The 12,229-nt window shown below is 76.2% G+C and carries 13 protein-coding genes; 7 read left to right on the forward strand and 6 right to left on the reverse strand.

Annotated features, from left to right (window positions below; translation table 11 throughout):
* Positions 1–3 precede the first annotated feature (3 nt).
* A complete protein-coding gene (locus ACI79Y_RS09350) occupies positions 4–2,079 on the forward strand; it encodes a S9 family peptidase (RefSeq protein WP_457158207.1) in 2,076 nt (691 codons plus the stop codon).
* A 4-nt stretch (positions 2,080–2,083) separates the two neighbouring features.
* On the opposite strand, the gene ACI79Y_RS09355 is transcribed toward ACI79Y_RS09350, so the two are convergent.
* Both ACI79Y_RS09355 and ACI79Y_RS09360 read right to left on the reverse strand, forming a co-directional pair.
* Positions 2,084–3,166, reverse strand: a complete 1,083-nt coding sequence (locus ACI79Y_RS09355; protein ID WP_457158208.1) for a DUF4192 domain-containing protein — start codon at positions 3,164–3,166, stop codon at positions 2,084–2,086.
* 243 nt (positions 3,167–3,409) lie between these two features.
* On the reverse strand, positions 3,410–3,703 hold the full coding sequence (locus ACI79Y_RS09360) for a Dabb family protein (protein ID WP_457158209.1): 294 nt from the start codon (positions 3,701–3,703) through the stop codon (positions 3,410–3,412).
* Between the two features lie 100 nt (positions 3,704–3,803).
* Here ACI79Y_RS09360 and ACI79Y_RS09365 point away from each other — a divergent pair, with 100 nt between their 5' ends.
* The 6 genes from ACI79Y_RS09365 (at position 3,804) to ACI79Y_RS09390 (ending at position 9,269) form a co-directional block, all read left to right on the forward strand.
* The gene (locus ACI79Y_RS09365; protein WP_457158210.1) at positions 3,804–5,078 is read left to right on the forward strand and encodes a glycosyltransferase family 4 protein; all 1,275 of its coding nucleotides are present in this window, start codon (positions 3,804–3,806) and stop codon (positions 5,076–5,078) included.
* Positions 5,072–5,800: a class I SAM-dependent methyltransferase gene (locus ACI79Y_RS09370; protein WP_457158211.1), complete on the forward strand. Its 729-nt coding sequence runs from the start codon at positions 5,072–5,074 to the stop codon at positions 5,798–5,800. The genes ACI79Y_RS09365 and ACI79Y_RS09370 overlap by 7 nt, the downstream gene beginning before the upstream one ends.
* Positions 5,793–6,851 carry a prenyltransferase gene (locus ACI79Y_RS09375; RefSeq protein WP_457158212.1) on the forward strand — a complete coding sequence of 353 codons (1,059 nt, stop codon included), beginning with the start codon at positions 5,793–5,795 and terminating at the stop codon, positions 6,849–6,851. Before ACI79Y_RS09370 ends, ACI79Y_RS09375 begins: the two co-directional genes overlap by 8 nt.
* Complete coding sequence (locus ACI79Y_RS09380; RefSeq protein ID WP_457158213.1) at positions 6,848–7,741, forward strand: glycosyltransferase family 2 protein; 894 nt, start codon at positions 6,848–6,850, stop codon at positions 7,739–7,741. The genes ACI79Y_RS09375 and ACI79Y_RS09380 overlap by 4 nt, the downstream gene beginning before the upstream one ends.
* Positions 7,738–8,673 carry a glycosyltransferase family 2 protein gene (locus ACI79Y_RS09385; RefSeq protein WP_457158214.1) on the forward strand — a complete coding sequence of 312 codons (936 nt, stop codon included), beginning with the start codon at positions 7,738–7,740 and terminating at the stop codon, positions 8,671–8,673. Before ACI79Y_RS09380 ends, ACI79Y_RS09385 begins: the two co-directional genes overlap by 4 nt.
* Positions 8,674–8,753: 80 nt before the next feature.
* On the forward strand, positions 8,754–9,269 hold the full coding sequence (locus tag ACI79Y_RS09390; protein ID WP_457158215.1) for a GNAT family N-acetyltransferase: 516 nt from the start codon (positions 8,754–8,756) through the stop codon (positions 9,267–9,269).
* A gap of 339 nt (positions 9,270–9,608) precedes the next feature.
* On the opposite strand, the gene ACI79Y_RS09395 is transcribed toward ACI79Y_RS09390, so the two are convergent.
* From ACI79Y_RS09395 to ACI79Y_RS09410, 4 genes are all read right to left on the reverse strand, one after another.
* Positions 9,609–9,938: a hypothetical protein gene (locus ACI79Y_RS09395; protein ID WP_457158216.1), complete on the reverse strand. Its 330-nt coding sequence runs from the start codon at positions 9,936–9,938 to the stop codon at positions 9,609–9,611.
* The gene (locus tag ACI79Y_RS09400) at positions 9,860–10,393 is read right to left on the reverse strand and encodes an alpha/beta fold hydrolase (protein ID WP_457158217.1); all 534 of its coding nucleotides are present in this window, start codon (positions 10,391–10,393) and stop codon (positions 9,860–9,862) included. The genes ACI79Y_RS09395 and ACI79Y_RS09400 overlap by 79 nt, the downstream gene beginning before the upstream one ends.
* A 16-nt stretch (positions 10,394–10,409) precedes the next feature.
* Positions 10,410–11,030, reverse strand: a complete 621-nt coding sequence (locus ACI79Y_RS09405; protein ID WP_457158218.1) for a TPM domain-containing protein — start codon at positions 11,028–11,030, stop codon at positions 10,410–10,412.
* A 246-nt stretch (positions 11,031–11,276) separates the two neighbouring features.
* A complete protein-coding gene (locus ACI79Y_RS09410; RefSeq protein ID WP_457158219.1) occupies positions 11,277–11,993 on the reverse strand; it encodes a 4'-phosphopantetheinyl transferase family protein in 717 nt (238 codons plus the stop codon).
* Between the last annotated feature and the right edge of the window lie 236 nt (positions 11,994–12,229).

Genomic DNA, 12,229 nt, shown 5'->3' on the forward strand with positions numbered 1-12,229 from the left:
CCGGTGAGCGACTCCGCAGCTCCCTCCGGCGAACAGCCGCAGGCCACCCCGTTCCACCGGCTCGCCGACTTCATGGCCCTGCCACGCCTCGGCGGCCTGGCGCTCTCCCCCGACGGCACCCGGCTGGTCACGGCGGTCGCGACGCTGAACCCGGCGGGCACCGCCTGGCAGTCGGCCCTGTGGGAGGTCGACCCGGCCGGGCGCCGCTCCGCGCGGCGGCTGACCCGGGGGCCGGTCGGTGAGTCCGCGCCGGTGTTCACCCCCGCGGGCGACCTGCTGTTCACCTCCGCCCGCCCCGACCCCGACGCCCGCAAGGACGCCGGTGAGCCGAAGCCGGCGCTGTGGTGCCTGCCGGCCGACGGCGGGGAGGCGCGGCTGGTCCTGCAGCGTGCCGCCGGCATCAGCGGCGTGCTGGTCGCCGCCGACACCGGCGAGGTGGCGGTCCTCGCCTCGACCACGCCGGGCGCCCCGGACGCCGCCGACGACGAGCAGCGGCGCAAGGAGCGCGCGGACGCCGGCGTGACCGCGGTGCTGCACGAGGGCTACCCGGTGCGCTTCTGGGACCACGACCTCGGCCCGGCCGTCCCGCACCTGTACTGGGTCGGGCGGCTGCCCGCCGACCCGGCCGCCGGCAGCCGTCCCGAACCCGCGGAATGGCGGGACCTGACCCCCGACGCGGGCGCTCCGCTCGGCACGGGCGACGACGTCGCCGTCTCCCCCGACGGCCGGTTCGTGGCCCGCGGCGAGGACGTGCCCGACGGGCCGGCCGGCCGCCGCTCCCGGCTGGTGCTCACCGAGGTGGCCACCGGGCAGACCCGGGTGCTGGTCGACGACCCGCAGGCCGACGTCCACTCCCCCCGCTTCTCCCCGGACTCCACCCGGCTGGTGTGCGTGCGGGAGTCGGCCTCCACGTTCAGCGAGCCGCCGGACTACACGCTGCTGCTCGTCGACCCGGCCACCGCGGACACCCGCGACCTCACCGCCGGCTTCGACCGCTGGCCCAGCGCGCCGCAGTTCGCCGCCGACGGCACCGCGGTGTACTTCCTCGCCGACGAGGACGGGCGGCACGCGGTCTTCCGGGTCGCTCTGGACGGCGCCGCGCCGGTGCGGCTGACCGGCGACGGCGCCTACAGCGACCTGCAGGTGGCCCGCGACGGCAGCGCGCTCTACGCCCTGCGCTCGGCCTACGACTCCCCGCCGGTGCCGGTGCGGCTGGACCCGGTCGCGACCGGTCAGCAGCCCACCCCGCTGCCCAACCCGGGCACCGTCGACTCCCTCCCCGGCACGCTCCGCGAGCTGGACGCCACCGCTGCCGACGGCACCCGGGTGCAGTCCTGGCTGGTGCTGCCCGACGGCGCGAGCGCCCGGCAGCCGGCGCCGCTGGTGCTGTGGGTGCACGGCGGCCCGCTGATGAGCTGGAACGGCTGGTCCTGGCGGTGGACACCGTGGCTGCTGGCCGCCCGCGGCTACGCCGTCCTGCTGCCCAACCCGGCGCTGTCGCAGGGCTTCGGACAGGACTTCGTCCGCCGGGGCTGGGGTGAGTGGGGCGGCGCCCCGTACACCGACCTGATGGCCGCGGTGGACGCCGCCGAGGCGCTGCCGGAGATCGACGCGACCCGTACCGCGGCGATGGGCGGCTCCTTCGGTGGCTACATGGCCAACTGGATCGCCACCCAGACCGACCGGTTCGCCGCGATCGTCACCCATGCGAGCCTGTGGCACCTGGACCAGTTCGCCGGGACCACGGACTCGGCCTTCTACTGGGAGCGGGAGTTCGGTGACCCGCTGACCGAGCCCCGGCGGTACGAGCAGAACTCGCCGCACCGGTTCGCCGACGCGATCCGCAGCCCGATGCTGGTCATCCACGGCGACAAGGACTACCGGGTGCCGATCGGCGAGGGGCTGCGGCTCTGGTACGACCTGCAGAAGCGCGGGGTGCCGTCGAAGTTCCTCTACTTCCCCGACGAGAACCACTGGGTGCTCACCCCCGGCAACGCGACGGTCTGGTACGAGACCGTGCTCGCGTTCCTGGCCGAGCACGTGCTGGGCCAGGAGTGGGAGCGCCCCGCCCTGCTGTGACCCCTCACCAGGGCCACCAGTCCGGCGAGGGCGGTCGGACCCGGGGCACGACGGGCGGGTCGGCGGCCTCGCGGACCAGGTCGCGGATGGCCGCCGGCGGCAGGCACGCGTCCAGCGCCCGCCGCAGCAGGACCGCGAGGGTGTAGCCCGGTTCACTGGCCAGCGCCCGGTCCAGGGACACGTTGGCCAGCGCCCCGCTGCCCCGGGCCCACGCGGTGACCGCGAGCAGGGTGGCCGGCGCCGCGTCCAGCGGCGTCGGCGCCCGCCGGGTCAGCTCGGTGAACACCTGCTCGGCACCGGCCGCCGACGGTCCGGTGCACAGCCCCATCGCGCGGTCCCGGACGTCGATGTCGCGCAGCCCCCAGGCCAGCCGGGCGGCCTCGGCGTCGGTCAGCGCGGCGGTCTCGCCCGGGCCGCAGCGGTCGACGGCGGCGCGGAGCAGCTCCCAGGACTCCTCGGTCACCTCCTCCCATGCGGTGCCCAACAGCCGCCGGGCCATGACCTGGCCGACCTCGTCGCAGGCGCGGGCCATCCCCTCGGCCGCCAGGAAGCCGACCGGGGCGACCCGCCGGACCAGCGCGGCCCGGTCGGCCTCCACCACCTGGCCCTCGACCGTCGCCGCGAGGGCCAGCTGACTGGTGCCCGTGGGGACCGGGCGCCCGGCGCCCGGCGCGCAGCACGGGTCGGCACAGTCGTAGGACCACCAGCGGCCGCCGCGCACCAGCAGCACGTCCCGGACGGCCACCCCGGCCGCGTCGAACCCCAGCACGGTCCGGTGCAGCAGCTCCCGCTGCGGCAGCTGGGGGTCCGGGTCCGGGTCGTCGGCCTGGTCGGTCACCGCCAGCACGACGACCGCCGACGGGGCGTCGGTGAGCACGGAGTGGACCAGCCCGCGCACCACCTGGTCGCGGTCTGCCGGGGACGGCAGGTCCACCCGCGCGGTCAGGCCCACGCGCGTCCCCCGGTCCCGCAGGCTCAGGACGACCAGCGACTCGGCCGGGTGGAAGCCGACCAGGTGCGGGAGGGCGGCGGCGATGTCACCGGGGCCGCTGAGGCGGACGGGAGCAGGGCGTTCGGATGCGGTCATGGCGACGAGGCTCGCCCTGCGCCGGCCGTCGATCGCCGGTCCGGGCCAAGTTGTGGACGACGCCGTCAGCTGTGGACGACGACCGACCGAGGACCTCCCCGACCGGCCAGGCTGCTGCCCGTGCTCCCCGCCGTACCCGTGCTCCCCGCCGTACCCGTGCTCCCCGCCGTGCCCGTTCCCGGTACCGCCCCCGCGGTGGCCCCGCACCCGCGCCGCGGTGACGACCCGGGGCGCTCCTCGCGCTCAGACCTCGTACTGGACCGCCGCCCTGCTCGCCAGGTGCGGGCGCACGTGCTCGGTCAGCACGGCCAGGTGCCGCGGGTCGTCGGCGTAGGCGCGGAAGGCCTGCACGTCGGGGAAGTCGGCCACCAGCGCCACGTCGGCGTTGCCGTCGACCAGGTGGGCGTCCGGCCCCACCGCGAACGAGGTCATGCCCCCGACCTCCGCCGGCAGCCGGCGCAGCGCGGCCACGGCGGCGGCACGCACCTCCGGGGAGGTCTCCGGGGTCCAGGTGAAGAGCACGACGTGACGCAGCATGCCCGCACCCTGCCAGGCCGCCGACCGGCGGGCGACCGGGCGCTCCGTACCGTCCCGGCCGTGCGCTGGGCGGACCTGCGCTGCTGGTTAGAGTCCGGGCATGGGACGGTCGTTGCGCGTCGCACTGCTGTCCTACCGGAGCAAGCCGCACGGCGGCGGTCAGGGCGTCTACGTCCGGGCCCTGTCGCACGAGCTGCGCGAGCTCGGCCACCGGGTCGAGGTGCTCAGCGGCCAGCCGTACCCGGAGCTGGCCGACGGCGTGCCGCTGACCGAGGTGCCGAGCCTCGACCTCTACCGCGAGCCCGACCCCTTCCGCACGCCCCGGCCCAGCGAGTTCCGCGACCTGGTCGACGTCCTGGAGTGGGCGACGATGTGCACCGCCGGCTTCCCCGAACCGCTCACCTTCAGCCTGCGGGCTGCCCGCCTGCTCCGCCGCCGCGCCGGCGAGTTCGACCTGGTGCACGACAACCAGTCGCTGGGGTGGGGCCTGCTCGGCCTGCGCCGCGCCGGGCTCCCGACCGTCGCCACGGTCCACCACCCGGTCGCGATCGACCGGGACCTGGAACTGGCCGCCGCCCCCGGGCTGCGCCGGCAGCTGACCCTGCGCCGCTGGTACGCCTTCACCGGCATGCAGGCGCGGGTGGCCCGCCGGCTGGACGGGATCACCACCGTCTCGGAGAACAGCCGCGCCGACATCGAACGGCACATGGGGGTGCCGGCCCGCGCCGTCGACGTCATCCCGGTCGGCATCGACCCGGACGTGTTCCACCCCGGCACCGCCCCGCGCGACCCGGCCACCGTGCTGGTCACCACGAGCGCAGACGTGCCGCTGAAGGGGCTGGTGCCGCTGCTGGAGGCGGTCGCCAAGCTGCGCACCGAGCGGGAGGTGCGCCTGGTCGTGGTGGGCAGCGTCCGCCCGGGTGGCCCCGCGGCCGCCGCCCTGGCGCGGCTCGGGCTGCAGGAGGCGGTGCGCGTCACCGGGCCGGTTCCGCAGGCGGAACTGGTGCGGCTGCTGCAGACCGCCACGGTGGTCGCCGTCCCGTCGCTGTACGAGGGCTTCTCGCTGCCCGCGGTCGAGGCGATGGCCTGCGCGACCCCGCTGGTGACCACCGACGCCGGGGCGCTGCCGGAGGTGGTCGGTTCGCACGCCGGCGTGCAGGTGCCCGCCGGCGACGTCGACCGGCTCGCCGCCGCGCTGCACCTGGTGCTGGACCACCCCTCGCTGCAGGACCAGCTGGGCCGGGCCGGGCGCGCCCGCGTGCTGGCCAACTACACCTGGCGCCGCACCGCCGAGCGCACCGCGGCTTGGTACGAGGAGGTGCTCGTCCGGCGCGCGCCGGACGGGCCCCGGGCAGGGAGCGCTCCCGCGTGCTGACCGTCGACTACGACCTGCTCGGCGTCGCCCCCGGCATGCGGGTGCTCGACCTGGGGTGCGGCGAGGGCCGGCACGCCTTCGAGGCCTACCGCCGGGGCGCCTCGGTGCTCGCCGTCGACTGGGGCGCGTCCGAGGTGTCGACCACGCGGACCTGGCTGCACGCCATCGCGGCCGCCGGCGAGGCGCCGGCCGGGGCCGCGGCGGAGGTCGCGCGCGCCGACCTCCGCGCCCTGCCGGTGCCCGATGCCAGCGTCGACCGGGTCATCGCCTCGGAGGTGCTCGAACACGTCCCGGACGACCGGACGGCGATCGCCGAGATCGCCCGGGTGCTCAGGCCAGGTGGCCGGGTCGCGGTCACCGTCCCCCGGTACGGACCCGAGCGGGTGTGCTGGGCGCTGTCCGACGACTACCACGCCAACGAGGGCGGGCACATTCGCATCTACCGCGGCGACCAGCTCTGGGAGCGGCTGGCCGCGGCCGGGCTGCGCCCGACCCGCACCCACCACGCGCACGCGCTGCACGCGCCCTACTGGTGGCTCAAGTGCGCCGTCGGCGTCGACCGGGACACCTGGGCCACGCGTGCCTACCACCGGCTGCTCGTCTGGGACCTGGTGCGCCGCCCGTGGGTGACGCGCACCGCCGAGCGGCTGCTGGACCCGGTCCTCGGCAAGAGCCTGGTGGTCTACGCCGAGAAGCCGGCGGCGAGGGGCACCGATGACTGACCACCTCCCCGAGGTGCCCGGTGTGCTGCGCGCCGACCAGCTGCGGGCGACGGTCGCCGCGATCGCGGCCGAGCAGGCGGGTGACGGTGCGCTGCCCTGGTTCCGCGGCGGGCAGCTGGACGCCTGGGACGCCGTCGAGGCGGCGATGGCCCTGGACGTCGGCGGGGAACACACGCGCGCCGCGGCCGCCTACGAGTGGCTGGCCGCCCGGCAGCGGCCCGACGGGTCGTGGGCCGCGGAGTACCGGGACGGCGCCGTCGTCGCCCCCGGGACCGAGAGCAACCACGCCGGCTACCTGGCCGTCGGCGTCTGGCACTCCTGGCTGAGCTGCGGCGACGACGGCCTCGTCGACCGGCTGTGGCCGGCCGTCCGGCGGGCACTGGACCTGGTGACGGCGATGCAGCTGCCCACCGGGACGATCGGCTGGGCCCTGCGACCCGACGGGACACCCGACGACACGGCGCTGCTCACCGGCAACGCCAGCCTCTTCCAGTCGCTGCGCTGCGGGATCGCGCTGGCCGACCTGGTCGGGCAGCCCCAGCCGGACTGGGACCTCGCCGCGACCGGCCTGGGTGCGGCGCTCCGCGCCCGCCCCGAGGTGTTCGCCGACCGCTCCCGGTGGGCGATGGACTGGTACTACCCGGTGCTCGCCGGCGCGGTCACCGGCCGCGCCGCGCACGAGCGCCTGGCCGCCGGGTGGGACACCTTCGTGGTGCCCGGCCTCGGGGTGCGGTGCGTCGCCGACCGGCCCTGGGTCACCGGGGCCGAGACCTGCGAGCTGGCCCTGGCGCTGGCCGCCTGTGGGCGACCCGACGACGCCGCCGAGCAGCTGGCCGCGATGCAGCACCTGCGGGCCGACGACGGCTCGTACTGGACCGGCTTCGTCTACCCGGACGACGCGCGCTGGCCGGTCGAGCGCACCACCTGGACCGCCGCCGCGGTGGTGCTGGCCGCCGACGCCATCGCCGGCACCGGCCCGGCCAGCGGCCTGTTCGCCGACCCCGCTCACCTCTGCGGCCCGGTGGCCGATGTGATCGAGGACCGGGGTTGACCGGCCCCGACGCCGGGCACGGTGCGCAGGTGATCACCGAGCTCGACCCCGCGCGGCCCGCGGTGACCTGCGTGGTGGCCAGCCGCAACCGGCGCGACGACCTGCTCGCCAGCCTGCCCCGGCACGAGGCCCCGGTCGTCCTGGTCGACAACGCCTCCACCGACGGCACCGTGGCAGCCGTCCGGGCCGCCCACCCCGAGGTCACGGTCGTCCCACTGCCCGACAACGCCGGCGCCCTGGCCCGCACCGTCGGCGTCGAGCGCGCCGGCACCCCGTTCGTGGCCTTCACCGACGACGACTCCTGGTGGGCGCCGGGCGACCTGGCGCGCGCGGTGGAGATCATGCGCGCCCACCCCCGGCTCGGCTTGCTGGCCGCCCGGATCCTCGTCGGACCGGAGGAACGCCTCGACCCGGTCTGCGAGGTGATGGCGGCCAGCCCGCTGGGCACCGACCCGGACCTGCCCGGCCCGTCGCTGCTCGGCTTCGTGGCCTGCGCGGCCCTGGTGCGCACCGAGGCGTTCACCACCGCCGGCGGGTTCGACCCGGTGGTCCGCTTCCCCGGCGAGGAGGAGCGCCTCGCGCTGGACCTGGCCGCCGCCGGCTGGGGCCTCGCCTACGTCGACGGGGTCACCGTGCACCACCACCCGTCACCACGCCGCGAACCCGCAGCCGACCGGCAGGCCGGCCTGTGGCGCAGCCGGGTGCTCACGGCGCTGATGCGCTACCCGCTGCGCGACCTGGCCGGTCAACTGCTGCGCGCGCTGCGCGCCGGCCGGCCGGGCCTGCGGGGTCTGGCCGGCGCCCTCCCCCGGGTGCCCGCCGCCCTGCGCCGGCGCCGCGTCCTGCCCACCACCGTGATGTCCGGAGTCCGGGAGCTGCAGCACTCATGACGAGCGAACTGGCCGAACCGGCCACCACCGGCACCGACGCCGACCCGCGGGTGGCCGTCGTCGTCATCACGCACAACCGCCGCGACGAGCTGCTGCTCGCGCTGACCCGGCTGCGCGCGCTGCCCGAGCAGCCGCACGTGGTGGTCGTCGACAACGGCTCGTCCGACGGCACCGCCGACGCGGTCCGCCGGGAGCACCCCTGGACCGAGCTGATCGCCAGCCCGCAGAACCTGGGCGCAGTGGGCCGCAACCTCGGCGTCGCCCGGCTGGACACCCCCTACGTCGCCTTCTGCGACGACGACACCTGGTGGGACCCGGGCTCGCTGCGCGCCGCCGCCGACGCCTTCGACGCCCACCCCCGGCTGGCCGTGGTCACCGCCCGCATCCTCGTCGAGCCGGGCGGCACCGAGGACCCGATCGTGGCCGAGCTGCGCGACTCCCCCGTCGTCGGCGCCGACTGGCTGCCCGGCCCCGCGCTGGGCAGCTTCCTCGCCGGCGCCAGCGTGGTCCGCCGCGAGGCCTTCGACGAGGTCGGCGGGTTCAACGAGCGGCTGTGGCTGGGGGGTGAGGAGGAGCTGATGGCCGGCGACCTCGCCGCCCGCGGCTGGGAGCTCTGCTACCTGCCCGAGCTGACCATCCACCACCAGGCCAGCACCGCGCGCGACCCGCACAAGCGGCGGGCCGACGGCATCCGCAACACCCTCTGGACGACGTGGCTGCGCCGGCCGCTGAAACCGGCGCTGCGCCGCACGCTCCACCTGCTGCGCACCGTGCCGAAGGACCGGGTGACCGCCCGCGGGCTCCTCGCAGCGGTCCGCGGGCTGCCGTGGCTGGTGCGCGAGCGGCGGGTGCTGCCGCCGCACGCCGAGGCGCGGTTCGCCGCGCTGGAGGACGCGCAGCGGCGATCGACCGCCCGGCGGTACGTCAGCTGAGCACCGTCCGCCCGGCGCGGGCGACCGACGCGCACGCCATCGGCGAGGCCCTCGCCGACGCGTTCACCGACTACCCCTGGGTGCGCTGGGCCCTCGGGGACGACGGGCTGCACGAACGACTGACCGGGCTCTACCGGCTGGAGGCCGGGCTGCTCGGGGTCGAGACGCACGGCACCTGGCTGGCCGAGGACCACGGGCTGGTGCTCGCCGCGGCGTGCTGGGTGCGGCCCGACGCCGCCCCGTCGGCGGCGACGGCGCAGCTGGTCGCCGACCAGGTGGAGGTGCTGCTCGGGGACCGCAGACCGGTGCTCGCCGCCGCGGAGGAGGCCAGCACCGCCCTGCACCCACCGGGCGAGCACTGGTTCCTGGCCTGCGTCGGCACCCGCCCCACGGCCCGCGGCCGCGGCCTGGCCACGGCCCTGCTGCGGGCCGGGCTCCAGGCGGTCGACGCAGCGGGGGCGAGCGCCCTGCTGGAGACCTCGGCCGCGGGCAACGTCCGGCTCTACGAGCGCCTGGGCTTCGCCGTCGTCGGCGAGGTCGACCCACCCGGCGGCGCACCGCACACCTGGGTGATGCACCGGGCGCCGGCCCGGTGACCGCGCCGTCGAGCGCGGGCGGGCTCGGCCCACAGGTCCGCCTCTTCCCCGAGCACAGCGCCGAGTGACCGCTGTGGACCACCGGCATGACCCCCCGGGTACCGGCTCGGTCTCTCCCCCGAGCTGCAGCTCCGGCTCCGTGAGTGGGCGGCCTTCTTCAACGCCCACGTCCACCACGAGGAGGGCTGGGACGACCCTGGGCACCGGTCCGAGTTCGCCGCACGGGACGAGGAGCTCGCCGCCGCGCTGCGCGCCGAGCTGCCCGGCTCCGACGTGCGCTACGACGACTGGGCCACCCGCGACCCGTCCGAGGGACCCCGGGGGCTGAGGGCGGGAGGGTCAGCGGCGGTCGGCGAACCGGTCCAGCGCCGCGACCAGTGGTGCCGACATGCTGCCGCCGGAGTGCCCGGCGTCGCCGACGACCACCAGCTCGCTGTCCGGCCACGCGGAGTGCATGCGCCAGGCGGTGTCCAGCGGTCCGCTCACGTCGAACCGGCCGTGCACCATCACGCCGGGGATCCCAGCCAGCCGATGCGCGTCGCGCAGCAACTGGCCGTCGTCGAGGAAGCAGCCGTTGCCCCAGTAGTGCGTCACCAGTCGGGCGAAGGCCAGCTGGAACGGCGGGGCGGCCACCGACAGCGACGGCTCGGCGTCCGGGGCGAGCGACACGTGGACGTCCTCCCAGGTGCACCACTCCAGCGCGGCCCGCGCCCGGGGAACGCCTCGGCATAGGCGAACGCCAGGGTCACGCCCCACGACCCGCCCCAGACCAGCCAGCGGTCGATGCCCAGGTGCTCCCGGAGCCGCTCCAGGTCGGCCACCAGGTGCGGGGTGGTGTTCGCCGCGAGGTCCACCTCGGGCTCCCCGGCCCACGGGGTGCTCCGTCCGGCGTTGCGCTGGTCGACCAGCACCACCCGGTAGCGCCGCGGGTCGAACTGGCGCCGCATCCCCGGGGTGCAGCCCTGCCCGGGGCCGCCGTGCAGCACGACCGCCGGCTTGCCGTCGGGGTTGCCGCAGACCTCCCAGTAGAGCCAGTGGCCGTCGCCGACGTCGAGCATCCCGGTCGCGTACGGCTCGATCGGCGGGTACAGCCCGCTCACCGGGCCCGCCGGTGCAGGGGTCACGTCGTGGACCGTCGGGTCACCTCGGCCCCACCGGGCTGTCGGGCTCGGCCGGGGCAGGCTGCCGTCCGACCGGGTCGCTCCGCCGGGAGACGAGGTAGAGCGCGGTCAGCACGGCACCCAGGGCGACCACGACCACCGCCGTCCGCGCCCCCGACCACGACGGCATGGCCGGGTCGACGACGTCGGTCGACTGCAGCCCGTCGGCCAGGGCCACGACCGCGCCGGACCAGTCCCCGTCCACGACGGCCGGCTCGACCTCCTCGCTCATCAGGGTCTCGACCGCCTCCGGCTCGACCGGCGCCTCGTCCCCGATCCACCACTCGTACTCGGCCTCGTCCGTCGCGACGGCCAGCAGCAGCTCCTCGTCACCCAGCTCCGACTCCGCCGCGGTCAGCTCCGCCCAGTCGGCGTCGTCGTCCTCGCCGTCGAAGGAGGGCACGAAGACGGCGGACAGCATGAGCCCCGTCTCCGAACGCAGTTCCGCCAGGGCGTCCTCGACCGCCGCGGCGCCGTCCCCGAGCACGCCGGCTTCGTCCGCGATCGGGTCTTCGACCGCGACCGGCTGCTCCGCCGACGCGACGGCGGCGGGCAGCGAAGCGGTGATCAGGACGGTCAACAACGCGATTCGGGCGCGCACACACACTTCCTCTGGATCGGTGACCGGGTGCCCGCGGCGGACATCGTCTCCCCGCGGTCCTCGCGGCAGGCGCCGGACGTCGCCGAGGCCCCTCTGCGCGATCATGAACGGCAACTGGGTGCATGGCAGGAGAAAGCCACCACCTTCCCCGCCACGCGGAATGTCGACCGGTTCCCGTCAGCGTCCGATGACGGAAAGCAATGACGCGTCGCCGTTCTCCGAGGCGCGTCCCTGCCCGATTCACCATCACAGGTGCACGGGGGCCAGGTCGGAGAACGACCGGACGTCCGGCGTGCACGCACCCGCGACCGAGACCACCGCGCCCCGCGCCGGGTCGCACCAGTCGACGAGGTGGAGGCCGCGGTAGCGGGCGACCGACCAACCGGCCTGCTCCCGGCGCTCCGCCACCCGGGACAGGTCGAGCCGGTGCACCCCGCTCAGCGACGCCATCCCCGTCTTCACCAGGCACTCCTTGCGCACCCAGAACCGGAGGGCGAGCAGCGACGGGTCGGCCGCCGAACGCACCTGCCGCTGTTCGGCCGCAGCGAGCCCGGGGAACGGTCCGGCCGCGGCACCGCCCGTCGGCAGCGCCTCGACGTCCACCCCGACCGGGTGCCACGCGGCAGCCGCCACCACGGCACCGCGGGTGTGGGCCCAGCTGACCTGCACGTCGGGCAGGTCCACGAGGGAGGGGCGGCCGTGCCCCGGCGTCCCGCAGTCGGAGCACCACTGGCGCACGGCCAGCTCAGCCACCGGCCGTCCGGTCAACGCGGCGGCGCACCGACGCACCAGCAGGTGCGCGGCGACGTAGGCGGCCCGGTCCGCGGGGTCCCGGAGCGCCCCGCTGCGCGCCCGCTCGGCGCCGTCGAGGAGCCGGAGGTCGGCTCCGGCGAGCACCTCGGCCGGGCTGGCCACCACGACCAGCGGTCGCCGGACCAGCAGCCGGCGGGCACGTTGCAGCACCACGTCCACCCTTCCGTCGACCGACCTCGTCACCGGCCCCCCGCGCGCCGCGTTGCGGCGGTGAGCGGCAGTGCGGCTGCTCACACCGCGGAATTGTTCAATCACGCAGCGGCGCGCACAACGAATTCTCGGTCGAAATCATATGACACTCCGAATTCGACCTCTCACGAATAGTCATGGTCGCGCCGCGTACGCGAAATTCGCCTCATAGTTCTGGTCAGCAACTGTGTTACTCC

It is taken from the genome of Modestobacter sp. SYSU DS0875, assembly GCF_054050915.1.

What these genes read in the sequence shown, in the direction of transcription:
- ACI79Y_RS09355 (WP_457158208.1), bottom strand. Translation starts at nt 3,166, where the DNA reads ATGACCGCATCCGAACGCCCTGCTCCCGTCCGCCTCAGCGGCCCCGGT.
- ACI79Y_RS09375 (WP_457158212.1), top strand. Translation starts at nt 5,793, where the DNA reads ATGACTGACCACCTCCCCGAGGTGCCCGGTGTGCTGCGCGCCGACCAG.
- ACI79Y_RS09365 (WP_457158210.1), top strand. Translation starts at nt 3,804, where the DNA reads ATGGGACGGTCGTTGCGCGTCGCACTGCTGTCCTACCGGAGCAAGCCG.
- ACI79Y_RS09385 (WP_457158214.1), top strand. Translation starts at nt 7,738, where the DNA reads ATGACGAGCGAACTGGCCGAACCGGCCACCACCGGCACCGACGCCGAC.
- ACI79Y_RS09360 (WP_457158209.1), bottom strand. Translation starts at nt 3,703, where the DNA reads ATGCTGCGTCACGTCGTGCTCTTCACCTGGACCCCGGAGACCTCCCCG.